This window comes from Micromonospora kangleipakensis, from assembly GCF_004217615.1.
In the GTDB taxonomy this organism is placed as follows: Bacteria; Actinomycetota; Actinomycetes; order Mycobacteriales; family Micromonosporaceae; genus Micromonospora; species Micromonospora kangleipakensis.
Genome location: NZ_SHLD01000001.1, coordinates 2,019,829 through 2,038,842, shown reverse-complemented (window position 1 = coordinate 2,038,842; position 19,014 = coordinate 2,019,829). Strand labels below are relative to the sequence as shown.

The window sequence follows — 19,014 nt, the reverse complement described above, 5'->3', positions numbered from 1 at the left end:
CGAAGCGACTGCGGAAGACACTTCTACGCCGTTCACATGGCCAGCGACCTGGCTAAACGGCGGCGCTGTTGCATTAAGCCATCGCGCCGTCTCGGCGCCGCAGATCTTCCCGTCACGAGGTTCCAGACGGGCGGCTGGTCCGCACCGACCGCACACCGACCAGGCCGCGACACGAGCGTGCGCGCCGGGAAACGCCGAGTCGACCTGGTCACCGTCGTCCTTCTCACCTGATCGGGTTCCGTCGCCCCGACCCGGTCCAGCAGACCCCACTCCGCCGGCCCTGGACAAGGTCCTTGACGCCGCCTATGCGCTCTCCCGCCCCGTTTTCACGCCGGCGATACGCCGTGGAAGGTCCCGCCGGGGTCCTCGGGATGGGCCGGTGTCCGCCGACGAGCACGGGCTGGTGCTGCTGCTGGTCGTCGCGGCCCGGCTGCCGCCCCGGTTGCCGGGGCCGGTCAGCTCCGGACGGCGCGCCGGGTAGCCCGAAGGACGCGAAGCGGGCGGGATCGCGTAGTGAGGTGCTCTCGCTGGTCTGCGACGACGGCGATCGTCGCGAGTGGATTGCCCCGGTCGGGGCCGAGGGTTCCCCCGTTCTCCGTTTCTGTCGTGGATTCGACCGAACGGACCGGCGCTGTTGCTTTGTGGGATCGACGGACGTGTCGCCCCGTACTGGGTCCGGGGTCAGATCGCCTGGGCGAGGTCGGTGAACGCCATTGCTACCCGCAGAGCCGGTGGGGCGTCGAGTCCGAGTTCGTAGTGGCCGCGTCGTAGGTTCTGCATGAAGGCGTGTCCGGCGATGATCACCTGCGCTGTTCGGTCGGTCCGTAGCCCGCGCATCGGTTTCAACCGGTGTTTCAGCTGGCTGTGGTCAGCCTCGATCGGATTGTTGGCGTACTGCTCAACGTGGTGCCATGCCGAGGGGATGACCTCGTCCAGCACCCTGGGGTAGACCGCGGCGGCGTCGGTGACCACCTCGCGGGGTGTCACCTTCAAAGTCGACAGCGCCCGTCGGAAGAACCGCCGGGCCGCGTCGGCGTCCCGGCGGGCCGACACGAGCACGTCGATGACCTGCCCGTACTGGTCAACTGCCCGGTACACGTACCGCCAGACCCCGTTGACTCTGACGTACGTTTCGTCAACGAACCACCGATCGCCGGGCGAGTGTCGGCGGAACCGGGCGGCGTCGGCCAGCAGCGGAGTGAACCGCTGCACCCACCGGTACACGGTGACGTGGTCGACCTCCACGCCACGCTCGACCAGCAACTCCTCAACATCCCGGTAGGACAGGCAGTAGCGCAGGTTCCAGTGGACCGCGATGACGATCACCTCGGACGGGAACCGGAAGCCGGCGAACGCCGACTCCGGCGGCAGCCACGGACGAGCGGGGGTCGATGACATCACCGCTCAAGCCTGCCTCGATCGTGCCAAACGCCCAATGCAACAGCGCCCGTGGAGCCAAGTGGCCCCGTCGAGTTCGCTGGTCTTGCCCTTCAGCACCCTGTTCGAGGCCCGTACCCGGCTGCGACTGGACGTACTCGGCAGCGACGTCACTCGTTGTCCCCTTCAAGCACGGCCGCACCGTCAACCGGGGCCGCCACAGCTTCCACACCGGTGGCCGCTACGGCTCCCGGCTACTCACCCCCGGTCGCGGCCCAGGTGGCACGGGCGGCCTGGGTTTCGTCGCCGGTGCACCGCCGGCGCCCCCGGACCGGCCACCGCCGGCCGCGCCGTCGCGAGGAGAAAGGTATCCCCATGTCCCTGACCTTCGGATACGCCCCGTTCGCGCGCCAGCGCGGCTCGTTCGACTTCCCGGTACCGGCGCACGTGCGCTACTGGGAGCCCTGGCCCCGGCGGCTGCGGGCGGTGTTCGCCGGAGCGACCGTGTTGGACACTGAACGCGCGGTCGTCGTGCACGAGACCGGCCGGCTGCCGCAGCACTTCTACCCCCTCGACGACCTCGCCCAAGACCGGCTGTCCGTGACCGAGCCGGGGGGCCGCGGTGAGGTGCGGTGGAGCGTCCAGGTCGGGGCGCGGACCGCACCCGGTGCCGTCACCGCCTACCAGCACACCGGCGAGGACGGGCCGCCGCTGGACGGTTTCGTCACCGTGGACTTCTCCGCCATGGATCGCTGGTTCGAGGAGGACGAACCGGTCTACGGCCACCTCCGTGACCCGTACCACCGGGTCGACGTTCGGTCCTCTTCGCGGCGGGTGCTCGTGCGCCACGGTGGGCGGGTGTTGGCCGAGTCGACCCGGTCGAAGCTGCTGTTCGAGACCAGTACCCCAATCCGCTACTACCTGCCGTTCGCCGACGTGGACCTTGGCCTGCTGGAGCACAGCGACACCGTCTCCGAGTGCCCGTACAAGGGCGACGGGCAGCACTGGCACTTGGACGTCAACGGCGACCGGGTGCCGGACGCGGCGTGGAGCCTGCCGCACCCACTGCCCGAGGGCATCGCGGCTGCCGAACACATCTGCTTCTATCCCGACAAGGTCCACGTCGAGGTCGACGGCCGGCACATCACGGTTTGAACCCGAGGTCGGCCCGGGGCGGTCATGGGCAGGACTGGCCGACGAGAATCAGGTTGGCCTCGTCCAGGAATCCGCTGGTGCCGGTGCGCTCCACAGCTCCGAAGTAGCGGTGCGGGTACCGGTCCGTGCGCCAGCGTCCGTACCTCGCCCGGCGGTGCTGGCGGGTCCGGCCCGCACGGCCATCTCGGGGTAGGTGACGGCATTCAGGGGAGACGCGCCAGCGTCGCCCGGGATGATCAGCTCTGGTGATCGGGGTCCTACCACCTCTGAAGGAGTGGCACCGGTCCGTCCAGGACTGAGGCCTGCCAACACGAAGGCAAGTCCGGTCGCCTCGCTGCCATGGATGACGCAGCGGCGACGATGATCGCCGCGAGTGGGAATGGCCCGGGTAGGAGCCGGGGCGTCCGCCGTTGTCCGTACTCACGAGAATGGATTGACCGCAGGAGGTGACGGGGTTGGGGCGCTTTTCGTGGATTCGACCGAACGGACCTGGCAGCTTGGCGTGTGGATGGTCAGGATGTAGCCCGTGCCGGGCCGTCATCGCAACGTCAGACGTTTTCCGAAGTTGGGTGCCATTGCTGCGGCGGTGGCGCTGACCGTCGTGGTGAGTGGAGTGTCGATCGGTCTGCGGCAGGTGGTCGCGTCGGGCTGTACCGGCCAGACGCCCTTGACGGTGGCCGTCGCACCGGAGATCGCCCCCGCAGTCCTGTCAGTCGCTGGCGCCCTGGCGGAACGCGCACGAGACGGTGACGGCGCCTGCGTGCAGGTCTCCGTGAGCGCTGTCAATCCGGTCGACGTGGCGGCGGTGCTCGCCGCCCGCCACGGCGCGAGCCTGGCCGGGGTGGGCCAGGGAAGTGGGGCCACGCCCGTGCCGGACGTGTGGATTCCGGATTCCTCGACCTGGCTGTCTCGGCTGCGGTCGGCCGCCTCCGGGTTCGCGCCGACCAACGATGCGTCAATCGCCCGTAGCCCGATTGTGGTGGCCGTGCCGGAGCCGGTGGCGGGACGGTTCGGCTGGCCGGAGAAGAAATTAACCTGGGCGGATCTTCGGGCGCGGATCACCAGCGGGGCCGGATTGAACGCGGGCCTCGTGGAGCCGACCCGCGACGCCGCCGGGCTGTCCGGCCTGCTGTCGCTGAGCGCGGCTGCGGGTTCGGCCACACCGCAGGCGACGATGGCGGCGCTGCGCGCGCTGGCCAATGGCCGTTCCGAGGTACGCGAGGACCTGACGGCCCGGTTCCCGCGGTCGGCCGACCCGGCGGCGCTGGGCTCGGGGCTGGCTCTGGCGGTGCTGTCGGAGGAGGACGTGATCGCGTTCAATTCGGCCAAACCGCTGGTCCCCATGGCGGCGTTGTACGTGGAACCGGCGCCGGTGTCGCTGGACTATCCCTTCGCGGTGATGCCCGGCATCGACCCGACCCGGGCATCTGCCGCTGAGGCGTTGTACCGGGCGCTGGACAGTCGTGGATTCCGTGACCGGCTCGGCCCGCTGGGGATTCGCCCCGCCGACGGGGCCGCGGGTGCGGGGTTCGCCGCGCCTGACGGGGCACCCACCTCGTCCCCGGGAGGTGCGGAACGGGTCGTCGTCCCCCCGGCGTCGGTGGACCGGGTGTTGTCCACCTGGTCGGCTGTTGTCGCTCCGGCGCAGATGCTCGCGGTGATCGACGTGTCCGGCACCATGGGCGGCAAGGTCCCGACGGCGGGCAACGCCACCCGGATGCAGGTCACCCTGGAAGCGGCCAAACGAGGACTGGGGCTGTTCAACGACGACTGGGCGGTCGGTCTGTGGATCTTCTCCACGCGGTTGGACGGGGAGAGGGACTACCGCCAGCTGGTGCCCATCGGCCCCTTGTCGACCCAGCGGGAGCGGATGGTTGGCGCGCTCGGTCAGATCCGCCCGAAGCCGCGGGGTGACACTGGCCTGTACGACACGATCCTTGCTGCCTACCAGCAGATGCAGGCTGACTGGCAGCCGGGCCGGGTGAACTCGGTGGTGGTCCTCACCGACGGCATCGGCAACGACGACCCGGACGGCATCTCGTTGCAGGCACTGACAGGCCAGCTCACCACCCTCAAGGACGCCACCCGGCCGGTGCAATTGATCATCCTGGGTATGGGTGACGCGGTGAACCGTGCCCCCCTGGACAAGATCACCGCGGTCACCGGTGGCGGGGTGCTCATTGCCAAAGACCCGGCGATGATCGGTGATGTCTTCCTCAAGGCGATCTCGCTCCGTCCCGCGACGGGCTGACACCAACCGATCCCTCCGTCAGGGCGGTCGGGTGACCTGCCGGAGCGACTGTTGGCCGGCCGGACCCGCGACTGGTTTGGCCGGTCGCCGGCCGGTTCAGGGCACGCGGCGGAACCAGATCATCGAACCTGTGGCGGCGGCCATGGCGGCCAGCAGTCCGCAGCCGATGAACCGGGCGGAGATGTCCTGACGTTCGGTGCGGTACCCGACGGACGTGCCGATGCTGCCGTAGACGCCGCGTAGCTCACGGGTGGTGGCCGCTTCGTGGAATTCGCCGCCGGTCTGCTTGGCCACCGCCTGCAGTGTCTGGCCGTCGGCGGGCACCTGGACTGCCCGCCCGCCGAACTCCACGGTGCCTTCCGCGGTGCCGAACACGATCGTGTGCACGGGCACCTTCGCCGCCACCGCCCGGGTGGACGCCTCCATGGGGTCGAGTCCGGCGGTGTTCGCCCCGTCGGAGAGCAGCACGATCCGCGCCGGTGGTGGGTCCTTGGCCGCCGCGGCGTCGAGCGCTTTCACCGCCTGCAGGCTGGTGTCGATGGCATCGCCGATCGCGGTGCCCGGCACGCCGGTGCTGCCCTCGCCGAGCCGTTGGATCCCGGCGTGCAGGGCCGCCCGGTCCGTGCCGGGTGGTATGAGCACGGCGGCGCTGCCGGCGAAGGCGACCAGGCCCACGTTGAAGCTGTCCGGGAGGGCGTCGGCGAAGTCGTGGGCCGCCGCTTTCGCCGCGCTCAGCCGGTTGGGCCCGACGTCGGTGGACAGCATCGAGGTGGACACGTCCACGGCGATCATGACGGTGGCTCGTTCCTTGGGTACCCGCACCTCGGCGGTGGGTCGGGCGAAGCCGAGCACCAGTAATGCCAGCATCATCAGGAACAGCCCGGCGGGTAGGTGCCGGCGCCATCCCGGCCGGTGTGGTGCCACCCGGTCGAGTAGCCGCAGGTTCGTGTACCGCGCCACATACCGGGACCTGCGCCGCTGCATGACCAGGTAATAGGCCGCGAGGCCGACCATGCCGAGCAGCAGCCACAGCCTGCCGGGGGACTCCCACGTCACGAGCCACCGCCGGACGGTTCCGGCGTCGGTGAGAGGCGACGCGGACCGCGACGGCGAGGGCCGGTTGCGCCCCGATCGCCGTGGGTGGCCATGGTGTCCGGCGTGTCCGTCACGGCGGCGGCATCCCCGTCCCGGCGTCAACCAAACCCGGCACTGCCCCGGATCCGGCCGATGGGAGCCGGCGCAGCACGACCCGTCCCGCAGAGGGAGTGAGGCAGAATTCGGGGCATGGCCCTGCGTGCCCGTCTGCTGCTGTTCGTGGCGCTGCCCCTGGCGGCGGTCACTGCGCTGGCCGGAGCGGGCATCGCGTGGTGGCGATGGGACAGCGCCCGCCAGCCGACGGTCTCCGACGACATTCCCGCGATGGACCAGGCGATCGCGGTGACCATGACCGCCGCCGGGGACCAGGCGGCCGTGGCGATCAGTGGCGTGCTCCGCGCCGCCACCTGCCGGATCTCCCCCGTGCGTAAAGGTGGGGAGTTCACCCGCAGCGCCGACCTCTACACCGACCCCGGCGGTGAGGACGACCTGATCAGCCGCATCGCCGGCAGCCTGCCGGCCGGCTGGCAACCGCGCCGGGGCGCCGCGGCGGGCGGGAACGCCGGACCGTTGACGGCCACCATCGGGACGGGGGTGAGGCTGTCGGTGAGGCAACTCGGCCCGGGCTGGGTGACCGCCCGAGCGCGGACCGGCTGCACCGGCGGGAAGCAACCCGCCGACGGCGCACCGGACGCCACCGGCGGCCCCGCCACAGAGGTGGTCAACGGGCTGCTGTCGGCCATCGCCGCCCGGCCTGGCGAGGTACGCCAGCACCGCGTGACCTGCCCGCAGGGTGGGAGCCTGGCGACCCTCGCCGTGCTCAGCCAGCCCACGGACAGCGCGGACCTGGCCGGTCGGCTGCGGGCCCGGTTGCCTGGCGGGGCCCGGCTGTTTACCTCCGCGTCCAACCGCGTCTCCTACCGCGACGGCCCCGTCTCGGTCATCGTCGCGGCCTCCGACGACAACACCGCCGTCACCGTCCGGTACACCACCACCTGCTGAACACGGCCCACCCTTGCCCCGACCCGGAGTGTCGCCGGCCACCGGCAGGGTAAACCCTGCTCGGTGCACAGGGCGTCGCGGCGGCGTGGCCTTCGATCATGTGAGGACGGGTTACGGGGGCCGGAGCGGACCGTCGCAGCGTCGGTAGACTCGCGGCGCGCGTAGGCACTCGTCGGAGGGAGGTGGTCACCGCGATGGGCAGCGAACCTCCCAGTACCGCCACCACACCCGTCACGACCGCCCCTCCGGCCACCGCACGCTGACCAGCCGCCGGTGCAGGGGCGCTGTCCGCTCGCCCCCTCGCCGAGGAGCTCCCATGCCCGCGAAGCGCCGCAATTTTCCCCTTAGTACCGCGCTCGGGCGCCGGCTGAGCAGGAACGGCACCGACACGGCCGAGCCCGCCGCCGTGCAGCCGGTCGTACCCGCCCCGCAGCCCGCCGCCAGCCGCCTCGTCGACAGCGCCGTCTACACCCGGGGGCACCGCTACGCCTCCCCGGCCACCCTGGCCGAGACCTACCAGTGCCTGCACGAGCAGGACGACGCGATGGCCTGGATCGGGCTGTACCGGCCCGACGCCGACCAGATCACGTCCCTGGCGCAGGAGTTCAAGCTGCACGACCTGGCCGTCGAGGACGCCATCACCGCCCATCAGCGGCCCAAGCTGGAGCGCTACGGCGACACCCTGTTCGTCGTGCTCCGCGCCGCCCGCTACGTCGACGCTCTCGAAGAGGTCGAGTTCAGCGAGCTGCACCTGTTCGTCGGCCCCGGCTTCGTCATCACCGTGCGCCACGGCGAGGCCCCCGACCTCGCCGCGGTCCGGCAGCGGATGGAATCCGACCCCCAGATGCTGGCCCGCGGCCCCGAAGCGGTCCTGTACGCGATCCTCGACCAGGTCGTCGACGGCTACGCCCCCGTCGTCGCCGGCCTGGAGAACGACATCGACGAGATCGAGACGGAGGTCTTCGGGGGCGACCCGAAGGTCAGCCGGCGCATCTACGAACTCAGCCGCGAGGTCATCGACTTCCAGCGCGCCGCCCGCCCGATGCTCGGCGTCCTCGACGCCCTAGCTGCCGGGTTCGTCAAGTACGGCACCGACGAGGAACTGCAACGCTACCTACGTGACGTGGCCGACCACCTGACCCAGGTGGTGGAACGCGTCGACGGGTTCCGGCACCTGCTGCAGAACATCCTCACCGTCAACGCCACCCTCGTCTCCCAGCAGCAGAACGAGGAGATGCGCAGCCTCACGGCCGCCAGCTACGAACAGAACGAGGAGATCAAACGAATCTCCTCGTGGGCGGCAATCCTGTTCGCCCCGACTCTCATCGGCACTGTCTACGGCATGAACTTCGACCACATGCCCGAACTGCACTGGCGCTTCGGCTACCTGTTCGCCGTCGTCCTCATGGCCCTGGTCTGCGGCGGCCTCTACCTCATCTTCAAACGCCGCAACTGGCTGTGACACCCAGCAAGGGCGGTCCTGCCATTGCCGGTGGCGGGGCCGACCTTGCCATTCACGCTCTTCACAGCCAGCCGGAACGGCGGAACAACCGGTGCAGGGTCAGGCCCGCCGCGGCCATGACGCCGAGCGCGGCCGCATAGCCGTACGTCCAGTGCAACTCCGGCATGTGATCGAAGTTCATCCCGTAGATCCCGGCGATCGCGGTCTGCACCGCCGCGATCGCCGCCCACGATGCGATCTTGCGCATGTCGTTGTTCTGGTCCACGGTCACCTGCGCCAGCCGGGCCTGCAGGATCGAGTTCAGCAGGTCGTCGAAGGCGTTGAGCCGGTCGACCGCCCGCGCCAGCCGACCGGTGACGTCGACGAAGTAGTGCCCGAGCCCGTCCGGGATGTCGCCGCGGTGCTGCTCGACCAGCTGCCGCAGCGGATCCTGCAACGGCAGCACCGCCCGCTTGAATTCCACCAGTTCCCGTTTCAGCTGGTAGATCTGCTGCACGTCGGCGCCGCTGCCGCGGGCGAACGCCGTCTCCTCCAGCCCTTCCAGGTCCTTCTCGACGTGCCCGGCCACCTCGAGGTAGACGTCCACCATCCGGGCGCAGACCGCGTACGCGACAGCCCACGGTCCGTGGGCCATCAGCGTTTGCCGCTGCTGCAGGTCGGCGCGGACGGCGGTCAACGCTCCCGCCGCCCCGTGCCGGACCGTGATCACGAAACGCGGCCCGACCAGCACCATCACATCCCCGGTGTCCACCACCTCGGAGGTGTCGGTCAACTCCGCGTGCTCGACATACCGGGCGGTGCGCAACACCAGCAACGTGACATCGCCGTGCCGCTCCACGGCCGGCCGGTGGCCCTGCGCCAACGCCTGCCCCACGGTCAACTCGTGCAGACCGAACGTCCGTCCCACCTCACCCATCAGGGCGGCACCCGGCTCGTGCAACCCGAGCCACACGAAACCGTCCCGCCGGCGGCGGGCCCGGGCGAACGCCTCCGCGTAGTGCCCGTTACCCGGCTGACGCTGCCCACCCACATACACGGCGCAGTCGACCACCGCATCTAGGCCCCGCCGCCGCTCGGTACCCTCCGGGTACGCATCCACGGGCACGCTCGGCGCCATGCGGCCCAGGGCGCCGGCCAGCAGACCGGACAGGGAACCGCCCACGCCGTCGCCGCCTCGCCACCGATAGGCCATCCGTCGTCCTTTTCGTTGATGCGCCACCGGTTCGATACGGTACGGCCCGCTTGCCACCGCGTCAGTGCCCCCCATGTGACCGCCCGGGTTCGAGGCCGTCCACACCTGCCGGCCCGACGATCTCACCGGCGTGGCTCGGCCGTGGGCGTGCCGACCACACCAACCGGACCTACGCCAGCATCCGCCGGAACATCACGTCGGCTCCTTCGAGCAGCAGGAACAGCCCGGCTGGCAGCCGCAGGCGTCGCCACCCGCGTCGGTATCCGCGGCGGTGAAGGGTGTAGTGGGTGGCGGGGCGCAGCAGGTACCGTCCCGCCACGCCTCGCGGCCTTCCTTCACCGCGACGGCGGCGATGACCAACGCCGCGAGCGGGTCGGCCCAGGACCAGCCGAAGAGGCCGTTGAGGCCGAGTCCGACCAGGACGACCGCGGACAGGTAGGTGCACAGCAGGGTCTGCTTGGAATCGGCCACCGCCGAGCGGGAGCCGAGTTCCCGGCCGGCGCGGCGCTGCGCGCCGACACCGCCCGCACCTCCCCCGGCACCGGACTCGGCCTCTCCCTCGTCGAGGCCACCGTCCGCGCCCACCGCGGCGAACTGTGGATCTGCTCCGTCAGCGCACACCACCGCACCATGACTCGATTCGACGTGCCCTGCGACCACCCGACCCACGGCACGACGATCACCGTGCTGCTGCCAGCGGCACCGCCGACGGCGGGCGTCCATCCCAGCAGCCATCCCCGCACCCGCCCGAGCAGCCATCGGGGCTGACGCAACCACCCATCTCGCCCACAGCACCACCACGGCAGCAGCCCGAACTGCACGCCGGCCTGGTCGGCGTGGCGGATCGGGTCTGCACACCGAGCCGGCTGGCCAATCCTTCGACGGTGACCGGCGCCCCCTCGGCCAGCAGCCGCCACAGCCCGACGGCGATGCGTGCCTGCACCACATCGAGGACCGGCATCATCTCGACGCGCCAGCAGCTGCCGCAGGGCCGTTGTCTGTGCTCCTTCGCCAGGCCGGTCTGCGATCGCTGTCATCCAGACTCCTCCACGCGCCGGCCACACCCTTCGACCCCCGACCGCCGCTAGTCGTCGGGATGGTGCCTGCGCCAGACTGAACCTTCCAGTACAGGGGAAGGTCAAGGCCCGACAACCGGAGGCGAACGAATTGCGAATCGGGGAACTCGCCGCAGCGACCGGCACCACCACGAAGACACTGCGCTTCTACGAGGACAGCGGCCTGCTACATCCGGCCGGACACACCGCCACCGGGTACCGGGACTACACCGAGGAGGCGGTCGCACGGCTGGACTTCATCCGCCGCGGCCGCGCCGCCGGGCTGACCCTGGCCCAGATCCGCGAGGTCCTCGACGTCCGCGACCGCGGCGGCGCGCCATGCCAACACGTGGAGGACCTGCTCGCGGCCCGCCTACGCGACCTCGACGCCCAGATCGCCAACCTACGAGCCCTGCGCGACACCGTCGCCGAGCTGCACGAGGCCGCCAGCACGCCCGATCCCGGCAGCTGCCACCCCGAGCAGGTCTGCCGCTACCTGTAACCCACACCCTGCCGAAGGGGGATCGCCGTGACCGCCGCCACCGAAACCGTCCGAGAATCCGACCACGAACACTGCGGCTGCTGCGGCCGCCAACTACCCCAAAACGAAGTCGTCGAGCTGGGCAGCACCCCCGGAGTGTTCATCTGCGTCGGCTGCGCGATCTGGGCCGCCCGGCGCGCCGGCCCGGCCGCGGCGCTGCGTCAGCTGCGGTTCACCTCACTGGGGGCACTGGTACGCCGGCTCGCCGGCAGCAGCACCGACGCCGGGCCGCGGGCCGCGATCCCGATCCTGCCCACCACCGACCTGGACCGCACCGCGGCGTTCTACACCGCAGCCGGGTTCACCGAGACCGACCGCCACGAGCGCTACCTGCTGATGCACAACAACGGCGTGGAACTTCACTTCTCCCTTGAACCGGACGCTCCGGCACCCGGCCAGTGCTTCATCCACGTCACCGACGCGCTCAAGCTGTGGAAGCAGCTGCGCCACCGGGCCACCGCCGGGGTAGGCCCGATCGCCGACCAGGACTACGGGCTGCGCGAGTTCGTCCTGACCGACCCCGACGGCAACCGGGTCCGGTTCGGCAGTCCTGCCCCCTGACAGCGGGGCCGCTGCAGACCAGACGGATCCGGGCCAGCCGCTGGAATCAGGTCGGTGGGCCCGGCGCCGACCATCAGCACCTCGACCATGGGGTTCGTCGTGATCTGCCGAGTACCGTCGGCCGCCGCGGCGGCTGGGTGTTCATGTGGCGGTGCTATGCCGGTAGCGGATGACGGCTGCGGGTATGGCCGCGGCGAGCAGCCCGCCGATCCAGATCAGGGCCTGCCACACGTTGGTGGCGGTTGGGCCGCCCAGGCACAGCGCCCGCAGCGCGTCGACGGTCACGGTGATCGGGTTGACGTTGGCGAAGGCTTGCAACCAGCCGGGGAAGGTGGCTACCGGGACGAACGTGGAGCTGGTGAAGATCAGCGGGATGACGGCCAGGAGTCCGCCGATGCCGGCCGACTCGGGGTCGCGGACGAGCAGTCCGAGCAGCGCGAAGATCCACGAGAAGGCTACCCCGACCGCCAGGGCGAGCACGATCGCGGCCAGCGCGGCGGCGGGGCCGGCGTGGAAGCGGAACCCGATCGCGTAGCCGACGCCGGTCATCAGGGCGAGGACGAACAGGTTGCGGGCGGCGTCAGCGGCGACGCGGCCGGCCAGGACGGCGGAGCGGGCCATCGGCAGTGCCCGGAACCGGTCGATCATGCCGGTGGCCAGGTCGTCGGCGAGGGCGACCCCGGTCTGGGAGGCGCCGAACGCGATAGCGAGGACCCAGATACCGGGCAGCGCGTAGTCGATGTAGCGGGTGACGCCGGGCGGGTGGATGGCGCCGCCCCACGCGTAGGTAAACAAGAGCACGAACAGCACCGGCTGCACGGTGGCGAACGCGATCAGGGTCGGTACCCGCACCAGGCGGTGCAGGTTGCGGGCGGTGACGGTGGCAACGTTCGCCAGCAGCCAGCCGGGTCCGCCCATTCGCACGGCGTCGCCGGGCGCGATGGTCGCGGTCATCGGACGCTCCCGGCCGTAGTGGTGTCCGATGCGGACGGTGCAGTTGTGGGTTGCCCGGTGAGGGTGAGGAACACGTCGTCGAGCGTGGGGCGGCGCAGAGCGAGGTCCGATACCCGCAGCCCGCTCGTGGCGAGGCGAGCGGCGACGTCAGGCAGGATGCCCGGCCCGTCGGCGACCGGAACGACGACGCGGCCGGCCTCGACGTCAACGGTTGGCGGCGCCGGGCCGAGGCCGGCCATCGCTGCGGCGAGCGGGTGCGGGTTGGCGCCGGGGGGTGCCTGCAACTCCAATCGGTCACCGCCGACCCGGGTCTTCAGCTCGTCGGCGGTGCCGGTGGCGATGACCCGGCCGTGGTCGAGGACGCCGATGGTGTCGGCGAGGCGGTCGGCCTCCTCCAGGTACTGGGTGGTCAACACGATGCTGGTGCCCTGCGTGGTCAGCTCACCGAGCAGTCGCCACAGCCCGAGGCGCCCGCGTGGGTCCAGACCGGTGGTGGGCTCGTCCAGGAACAGCACGGCAGGCGCGGCGACCAGGCTCGCGGCAACGTCGAGGCGGCGGCGCATCCCGCCGGAGTAGGTTCGGGCGGTGCGGCCGGCAGCGTCGGTGAGGTCGAACAGCTCCAGCAGGTCATCGGCCCGCCGCCGCGCGGCGGCCCGGCGCAGTCCGGACAGCTGACCCATCATGCGCAGGTTCTCCCGACCGGTCAGGTACGCGTCCACGGCGGTGTACTGGCCCGACAGGCCGATGACCCGTCGCACCGCGTCCGCCTGACGCACCACGTCCAAGCCCATCACCCTGGCCCGCCCGGCGTCCGGGGGCAGCAGCGTGGTCAGGATCCGCACCGCAGTGGTTTTTCCCGCCCCGTTCGGGCCCAGCAGCCCGAGCACCCCGCCGGCCGGCACCTGCAGGTCCACGCCGGCCAGGGCGGGCACCTCACCGAACCGTTTGACCAGGCCCTGCGCCTCGACCGCTGGTCGTTCACCCATCTGGACCACCCCGCCAATAGCTAGGATTACTACCTATCGGCCGGACAGTAGCATAACTACCTATGCAGGGGATAGGCTCCGCTCATGAAGGTGGGTGCGCAGGAGCTCAAGGGCCATCTGGACGTGCTGCTCCTCGCCGCGTTGGAGGACGGCCCGCGGCACGGGTACGCGGTCAAGGAGGCCCTGCGGGAGGGCAGCGGCGGCCGGTTCGACCTGCCCACCGGCACCATCTACCCGGCCCTGCACCGCCTGGAAAGCGCCGGTCTGATCGCCGGGTCCTGGTCGAGCGTGGACGGCCGGCGCCGGCGCACCTACCAGCTCACCCCGGCCGGCGCGCGGCGGCTGCACGCCGACCGCAACAACTGGCGCGAGTTCGCCACCGCGATCACCACACTGCTGGAGACCAGACCATGGCCAGCCACCAGCTGATCGACGCCCACCTCGGCGTCCTTGCCCGCCGCCTGCCTGCCGACGCGGTCGACGAACTCGCCGACGGGCTGACCGAGACCTGGCAGCACCACCTCGCCGCCGGGCTGCCGCCGGCGGACGCCGCCCGCGCCGCCATCGCCGAATTCGGCACGGTCGACCAGATCACCGACGCGTTCGTCGTGCACTCCCCGAGCCGGCGGACCGCTCGGATGCTGCTGGCCACCGGCCCCCTTGTCGGTGCCTGCTGGGGCGCTGCCCTCGTCGCCGCCCACGTCTGGAGCTGGCCAGTTCCCGCTCCGGCTGCGGCCGTGTTCGGGCTCGCGCTGCTGGTCGTCGTCGCCGCGTTGATCCTCTCGGCGACCAGCCGGCGTAGCTATCGGCGCGCTCGCCTCGGGGACGCCGGCGGGCTCGGCCTTGTCGCCCTGGACGTGGCGATGGTGGCCGCCGCTGTGCTTGTCGCCCCAACCCTGGTGTGGCCAATGCTCGTGGCGGTTCCCGTCAGCCTGGCCCGCATCGGCCTGACCCTGCGATCTCTGCCGACAGCACGCGCACACTGACCGGCTTGTCGCGAGCCTGGCCGTTCGTCGCGGCCGATCGGCGAGGCGTCGCGGCGATGGCCCCCACCGCCCGCGGGTGCCCGACTCCACCGGACCGAGGACCGCCGCGGCCGGGAAGCGCTCGGCCACTTGGTCGGCAAGCACCAGGGTGGCTCTGACGGCCTGAGTTGGCCCCACCAGGACGGCTACAACTGGCCCCACCACGAAGACGATCGGAACTGCCTTCAACACGGTGAGTCACCGCAGCGGACGGGGCCCACCCCATGCCGGCCAACACCGCCGCCGGTGCGAACCCATCCTCATTTGCCGAGATGAGCGCGGCATTGCCCATGGTGCGTGCGCATAAGGAATGGCACGTTTCCCGCGACAGCATGCAATCACGTCAATGGGCGGGAACCAGCAGCGTCAGCGCGCTGGCGATCAACGGGCCGCCAATGATCAGCGCATTTTGGATCGAGCTGGGGCTCGATTCATCGATCCGGAGTAAGGCGGCCAGGTCGCGACGTCGCTGCAGGTGCTGCTGCCAGTCGCCATCGAGCTGCCGGGGGAGCGGGAACGTCTCATCGACCATCGCCTGTGCGCGCCGACGCAGCTGCTCCGAGGGCGGGACATACATCAGCGCGACGATCACCGTCAGGCTAGCGCCGATCAGCAGTACGCCTTCGGCCGGAAGGTCGTCCGGGCGAATCGTGTAGGCGTCGAGGATCGCGTTGCGCAGCGCGCCAGTGGCCAGTGTGCCAAGAACGATAAATGCGCCGAGGGCGGCCAGTTGAGCCTGCAGGATCGCACGCCAGGCGACCAAGTCCGCTGCCTGCCCTTCGCCGCGTTGGCACGCCCCCCGGATCCGGTACATCGCGATGACGCCGGGCGCAGCAGCGATGAGAGCCGCCAAGTCCACCGCCGCAAAGCGCGCCCCGAGGTAGGGCAGCAACACTCCAGTGAGGCCCGTGGGGCTGGGCGTCAGCCAAGTGGGAGCAAACACCGCCACCCCGAGCATCGCAATTGCGAAGACGCCGTACGCGAACACGTCTAGCACGGGACGCCGGTGAGCGGGGATCTGGGCCAGGGCGCGCGTGCCCTGACTCCACACGCCCGGGCACGACGCGCACATCATCGCAATGAGAAAGACCCACACCGGATACCGGGACGTCTCGCGAAAAGGCAGTGGTTCCGAGCTAAGCGGCACCCCAGCCAGTGCCACCCCAACAGCGAACGCCGCGACAACCGCGACGACGCGACGGGTCTCAGGCGATAACATCGTGGCTCCTCGCAGTCAGCAACCCGGCTCCCGTACCACACTACGGTTATCGACGTCACGTGTCCGGTGGGGATCATGGCGCTGACGAGGCTTCGGACCGAGCCGGACGCGTCCGTCGCCGTCGGTCGCATCGTCGCACTCTCATGCCGCGAAGCGCGCGCTACGAGCCGGGGATACAGCGGTCAGTCAGTGGCGACCCAAACTAACGCAGCGTTACGGCGTGTGGCTGTGCTCAGTACGGTCGTGGGGCCAGATCAAGCCGTCCTGGTGGGGCCAACGCGAGCCGTCAGGGCCACCAGGGCCTGTTTCAGCTCCGCTGAAGGGTCAACAGTTCGCCGCCACCGTCGACGCCGCCACTCGCGGCCGGGTCCTGATCCCGGTTCCCTTCAACCCGGACACCGGCTGGGGGACCAAGCCCCGTCATCACATTCGCGGCACCGTCAACGGCATGGGCGTGCGCGGGGTCGTCGAGCCCGCTGGCGACGGCTTCGGGTTCACGCTCGGCCCGGCTTGGCTAGGTGGCTGCGGCGTTGCCGTCGGCGACACCGTCACCGTCACCATCGAGCCGGAGGGCCCCCAACGTGACGACCTCGCCGATGACGTGGCCGCCGCGCTAGAAGCGCATCCGCAGGCGGGGGCGTTCTTCGACTCCTTGGCCCATGTCTACCGGCGGGCTTACCTGCGCTGGATCGACGCCACCAAACGCCGACCCGATCAACGACTCCAACGCATCGCCGAGATGATCCAACTCCTCGAAGCCGGGGCACAAGGAACGCCCGCACCCCTAACGATTACGGCTATGCGCTAGCTGCTGCGCGGGGCGTACATGATGACGGCGACCCCTACGAGACAGATGGTTGCGCCGATGAGGTCGTAGCGGTCGGGGCGGAACTTGTCGACGACCATGCCCCAGGCGAGGGAGCCGGCGACGAAGACGCCGCCGTAGGCGGCCAGGATGCGGCCGAAGTTCGGGTCGGGTTGGAAGGTGGCGACGAAGCCGTAGAACCCGAGGGCGATGACTCCGGCCGCGATCCACCACAGCCCTCGGTTTTCCCGCCAGCCCTGCCACACCAGCCAGGCGCCGCCGATTTCGGCGAGCACGGCAAGCAGGAACAGCAGGATCGAGCGGGCGACCGTCATACGTCGGACCGTAGCGGGGCCACCTCGCGGTCGCGCTGGTCGGCCTGGCCACAGGAGCAGTTGCCACCGGAGCAGCCGGCAGTGTGGCGGCGCTTGCTGGCCCACCACCAGGACAGGCCGGCGAGCACGGCCAGGGCGACGGCGACGCCGGGCAGGAAACGGTTGGCGGCGGCCCAGCCGGCACCGCTCAGAATCCCGGCGGCCAGCAGCAACGGCAGCACGCAGCAGGCGGCGCAGGCGGTTGCCGCGAGTCCGGTCATGCTGGAGGGGAGCAGGCGGCGCAGTCGGTTAGCAGGTGTCGACACGGTCGTTCCTTCCGGCGATTTCAGCGAATGGCAGGGGGCAGCAGGAGTTGCCGGCGCAGGCGACTAGGTCGTCACAGCCGGCCGAGATGGCGGCGCGCAGGGTGTCGCGGATGACGGTGAGGTCTGCCAACTTCTCTTCGACCTCGACGAGCTTCTGGGAGGCCCGTGCCTGTAGGCCTGTGTCCGGGCGGCTGCCGTGGTGGTGCCGGCCGGCGTCGAGCAGGTCGGCGACCTCGTTGAGGGTGAAGCCGAGGCGTTGCGCGGTCTTGATGACCCGCAGCAGGGTGACCGTCTCGGACGGGTAGAGCCGATGCCCGCCGGGTGACCGCTGCGGGGAGGTGAGCAGGCCGCGGCGCTCGTAGTAGCGCAGCGTCTGCAAGTTGACCCCGGCCGCGTCTGCCAGCTGGCCGCTGCGCAATCCCGACCCGGTCATCCCTGATCCCGAAAAGCCACAGCCCGCTCGGCGAGAGCATCGAGCACGTCGACGTGTGCCACCGGTACCCGAACGTCCAACGTCAGCGAGTTCGGATCGGGCCGGGAGAGGTCAAAAGCGAAGAACGAGCAGCAAGACGACTCACGGGCTGTTAGATCCCGCGCTGTCTCCTCTACCCGCGCCGCGGCGTCGAGCTGCAACCGCAGATGCTGTGCCGACAGTCGGTCGACACCTCGGACAGCGTCGGAGAAGAACTGATCGAACTCGGTGAGCCGCAGCGGGCGCTCGGCCGTGGGCAGGGTGCAGGCATCCGGAACCCACGCGTCGCCTGGCGTCGTGTGTTGGTTGCTCATACTCCAACGGTAGACCTGTACCTAGGTACAAGATGCAAGCCCGAGTTGGAGCTCCTCATGGCTCTGACGGCCTGAGTTGGCCCCACCAGGACGGCTTGATCTGGCCCCACGACCGTACTGAGCACCGCCACACGCCGTAACGCTGCGTTAGTGTGTGGGTCGCCACTGACTGACCGCTGTATCCGCGGGCTCGTAGCGCGCTTCGCGGCGGATGCTCGATCTTGTGGCTTCAACAAGAACTTCGTCCCTGGACTGTCGGGTTTCCGGCAGAAGCGTTCTGAACGCCTGTCGCCTTGCCTGAATTAGACGATGAACCGGCAACGCGTTCGCGACAATGAACAGACGGTGGCTTCCGAGCAAGGGCTCCTGGTCCTGGCCGGCCGCCGGGCGGGCTTGCCCTTGACGGAGGCTCTTACCACCTTCCGAGAGCTTGTTTCGGCCGATATGGAATGGGCGGATTCGCGAAAGGTACACTTCCGTCGTCGCTCCACGTGGTCCAAAGGGCTGTCGCTGGGGCTAACCGCCTTATCGACTGTGGTCCTAGGAATCCCGCAGATCCCGTTCAACGCAACGATCGCGTTGCCGATGGTCGCAGTGGTAACGCTGCTGGGATCGCTCGAATTGTTCCATAACTGGCGATCGCGGTGGATTCTAATGGAAGAGACGCGCTACCGCCTCAACCGCTTGCGCGACGAGATCGACTATCTCCTTGTAACTAATCCGTCGGACCAGGTCACCCGTGAGCGCCTAGATCGGTTCTTTGTCGATCAGCAACAGATCTGGGCGGACGTTAGTCGGCAGTGGGTGGAGTTTAGACGGCAGGGCGACGTCCAACAGCCCGGCAGCGCTATTTCCCGAGCATGTGCCGGATAGCCTTGCGGCGTCGCGGATGGACGCGGCCGGTTGTG

General features: G+C 70.0%; 21 protein-coding genes and 1 pseudogene. 11 read left to right on the top strand and 11 right to left on the bottom strand.

What is annotated here, in order from left to right:
* Window positions 1–681 precede the first annotated feature (681 nt).
* Entirely contained in the window at window positions 682–1,398 is a 717-nt protein-coding gene (locus EV384_RS09965; RefSeq protein ID WP_130340404.1) for an IS6 family transposase, read from the bottom strand.
* Between the two features lie 354 nt (window positions 1,399–1,752).
* Here EV384_RS09965 and EV384_RS09960 point away from each other — a divergent pair, with 354 nt between their 5' ends.
* Both EV384_RS09960 and EV384_RS09955 read left to right on the top strand, forming a co-directional pair.
* Window positions 1,753–2,532 (top strand): DUF427 domain-containing protein, encoded by a 780-nt coding sequence (locus tag EV384_RS09960; protein ID WP_130332238.1) that lies wholly within the window; start codon window positions 1,753–1,755, stop codon window positions 2,530–2,532.
* Window positions 2,533–3,058: 526 nt separating this feature from the next.
* Entirely contained in the window at window positions 3,059–4,783 is a 1,725-nt protein-coding gene (locus tag EV384_RS09955) for a substrate-binding domain-containing protein (RefSeq protein WP_242624000.1), read from the top strand.
* A gap of 96 nt (window positions 4,784–4,879) precedes the next feature.
* Here EV384_RS09955 and EV384_RS09950 read toward each other — a convergent pair whose 3' ends face one another.
* Window positions 4,880–5,839, bottom strand: coding sequence for a VWA domain-containing protein (locus EV384_RS09950; RefSeq protein ID WP_130332236.1), 960 nt, complete (start codon window positions 5,837–5,839; stop codon window positions 4,880–4,882).
* Between the two features lie 228 nt (window positions 5,840–6,067).
* Here EV384_RS09950 and EV384_RS09945 point away from each other — a divergent pair, with 228 nt between their 5' ends.
* Window positions 6,068–6,880: a hypothetical protein gene (locus tag EV384_RS09945; protein WP_130332234.1), complete on the top strand. Its 813-nt coding sequence runs from the start codon at window positions 6,068–6,070 to the stop codon at window positions 6,878–6,880.
* Window positions 6,881–7,196: 316 nt separating this feature from the next.
* Entirely contained in the window at window positions 7,197–8,342 is a 1,146-nt protein-coding gene (locus EV384_RS09940; protein ID WP_130332232.1) for a magnesium and cobalt transport protein CorA, read from the top strand.
* 61 nt (window positions 8,343–8,403) lie between these two features.
* Here the strand turns inward: EV384_RS09940 and EV384_RS09935 are convergent, their stop codons facing one another.
* Together EV384_RS09935 and EV384_RS34750 are read right to left on the bottom strand one after the other, a co-directional pair.
* The gene (locus EV384_RS09935) at window positions 8,404–9,459 is read right to left on the bottom strand and encodes a magnesium and cobalt transport protein CorA (RefSeq protein WP_207232572.1); all 1,056 of its coding nucleotides are present in this window, start codon (window positions 9,457–9,459) and stop codon (window positions 8,404–8,406) included.
* Between the two features lie 267 nt (window positions 9,460–9,726).
* Window positions 9,727–10,047: pseudogene (locus tag EV384_RS34750) on the bottom strand (cation efflux transmembrane domain-containing protein); the annotation flags it as partial.
* Here EV384_RS34750 and EV384_RS37200 point away from each other — a divergent pair.
* From EV384_RS37200 to EV384_RS09920, 3 genes are all read left to right on the top strand, one after another.
* The gene (locus tag EV384_RS37200; RefSeq protein WP_423202948.1) at window positions 9,988–10,302 is read left to right on the top strand and encodes an ATP-binding protein; all 315 of its coding nucleotides are present in this window, start codon (window positions 9,988–9,990) and stop codon (window positions 10,300–10,302) included. The pseudogene EV384_RS34750 and the gene EV384_RS37200 sit on opposite strands and share 60 nt — an antisense overlap.
* A 399-nt stretch (window positions 10,303–10,701) precedes the next feature.
* Window positions 10,702–11,091 carry a heavy metal-responsive transcriptional regulator gene (locus EV384_RS09925; RefSeq protein ID WP_130332226.1) on the top strand — a complete coding sequence of 130 codons (390 nt, stop codon included), beginning with the start codon at window positions 10,702–10,704 and terminating at the stop codon, window positions 11,089–11,091.
* A gap of 27 nt (window positions 11,092–11,118) precedes the next feature.
* Entirely contained in the window at window positions 11,119–11,691 is a 573-nt protein-coding gene (locus EV384_RS09920) for a bleomycin resistance protein (protein WP_165439903.1), read from the top strand.
* A 141-nt stretch (window positions 11,692–11,832) separates the two neighbouring features.
* Here the strand turns inward: EV384_RS09920 and EV384_RS09915 are convergent, their stop codons facing one another.
* Entirely contained in the window at window positions 11,833–12,645 is an 813-nt protein-coding gene (locus EV384_RS09915) for an ABC transporter permease (protein WP_130332222.1), read from the bottom strand.
* Entirely contained in the window at window positions 12,642–13,631 is a 990-nt protein-coding gene (locus EV384_RS09910; protein ID WP_130332220.1) for an ATP-binding cassette domain-containing protein, read from the bottom strand. Before EV384_RS09910 ends, EV384_RS09915 begins: the two co-directional genes overlap by 4 nt.
* A gap of 90 nt (window positions 13,632–13,721) precedes the next feature.
* Between EV384_RS09910 and EV384_RS09905 the strand changes: the two genes are divergently transcribed.
* Window positions 13,722–14,060 carry a PadR family transcriptional regulator gene (locus EV384_RS09905; RefSeq protein ID WP_130340400.1) on the top strand — a complete coding sequence of 113 codons (339 nt, stop codon included), beginning with the start codon at window positions 13,722–13,724 and terminating at the stop codon, window positions 14,058–14,060.
* A complete protein-coding gene (locus EV384_RS09900) occupies window positions 14,042–14,617 on the top strand; it encodes a permease prefix domain 1-containing protein (protein WP_130332218.1) in 576 nt (191 codons plus the stop codon). Before EV384_RS09905 ends, EV384_RS09900 begins: the two co-directional genes overlap by 19 nt.
* 382 nt (window positions 14,618–14,999) lie before the next feature.
* On the opposite strand, the gene EV384_RS09895 is transcribed toward EV384_RS09900, so the two are convergent.
* A complete protein-coding gene (locus EV384_RS09895) occupies window positions 15,000–15,644 on the bottom strand; it encodes a hypothetical protein (protein WP_130332216.1) in 645 nt (214 codons plus the stop codon).
* 451 nt (window positions 15,645–16,095) lie between these two features.
* On the opposite strand from EV384_RS09895, the gene EV384_RS35870 reads away from it, so the two are divergent.
* Complete coding sequence (locus EV384_RS35870; RefSeq protein WP_242623999.1) at window positions 16,096–16,683, top strand: YdeI/OmpD-associated family protein; 588 nt, start codon at window positions 16,096–16,098, stop codon at window positions 16,681–16,683.
* Here EV384_RS35870 and EV384_RS09885 read toward each other — a convergent pair.
* From EV384_RS09885 to EV384_RS09870, 4 genes are read right to left on the bottom strand one after another with little or no spacing between them, the layout of a single operon-like run.
* Window positions 16,680–17,015 (bottom strand): YnfA family protein, encoded by a 336-nt coding sequence (locus tag EV384_RS09885; protein ID WP_130332214.1) that lies wholly within the window; start codon window positions 17,013–17,015, stop codon window positions 16,680–16,682. The genes EV384_RS35870 and EV384_RS09885 overlap by 4 nt on opposite strands.
* Window positions 17,012–17,320 (bottom strand): hypothetical protein, encoded by a 309-nt coding sequence (locus tag EV384_RS09880; protein ID WP_130332212.1) that lies wholly within the window; start codon window positions 17,318–17,320, stop codon window positions 17,012–17,014. Before EV384_RS09880 ends, EV384_RS09885 begins: the two co-directional genes overlap by 4 nt.
* Window positions 17,304–17,753, bottom strand: a complete 450-nt coding sequence (locus EV384_RS09875) for a MerR family transcriptional regulator (RefSeq protein ID WP_130332210.1) — start codon at window positions 17,751–17,753, stop codon at window positions 17,304–17,306. Before EV384_RS09875 ends, EV384_RS09880 begins: the two co-directional genes overlap by 17 nt.
* Window positions 17,750–18,106, bottom strand: a complete 357-nt coding sequence (locus EV384_RS09870) for a hypothetical protein (RefSeq protein ID WP_130332208.1) — start codon at window positions 18,104–18,106, stop codon at window positions 17,750–17,752. Before EV384_RS09870 ends, EV384_RS09875 begins: the two co-directional genes overlap by 4 nt.
* 309 nt (window positions 18,107–18,415) lie before the next feature.
* Here EV384_RS09870 and EV384_RS09865 point away from each other — a divergent pair, with 309 nt between their 5' ends.
* Complete coding sequence (locus EV384_RS09865; RefSeq protein ID WP_130332206.1) at window positions 18,416–18,979, top strand: SLATT domain-containing protein; 564 nt, start codon at window positions 18,416–18,418, stop codon at window positions 18,977–18,979.
* The last annotated feature ends 35 nt before the right edge of the window (window positions 18,980–19,014 follow it).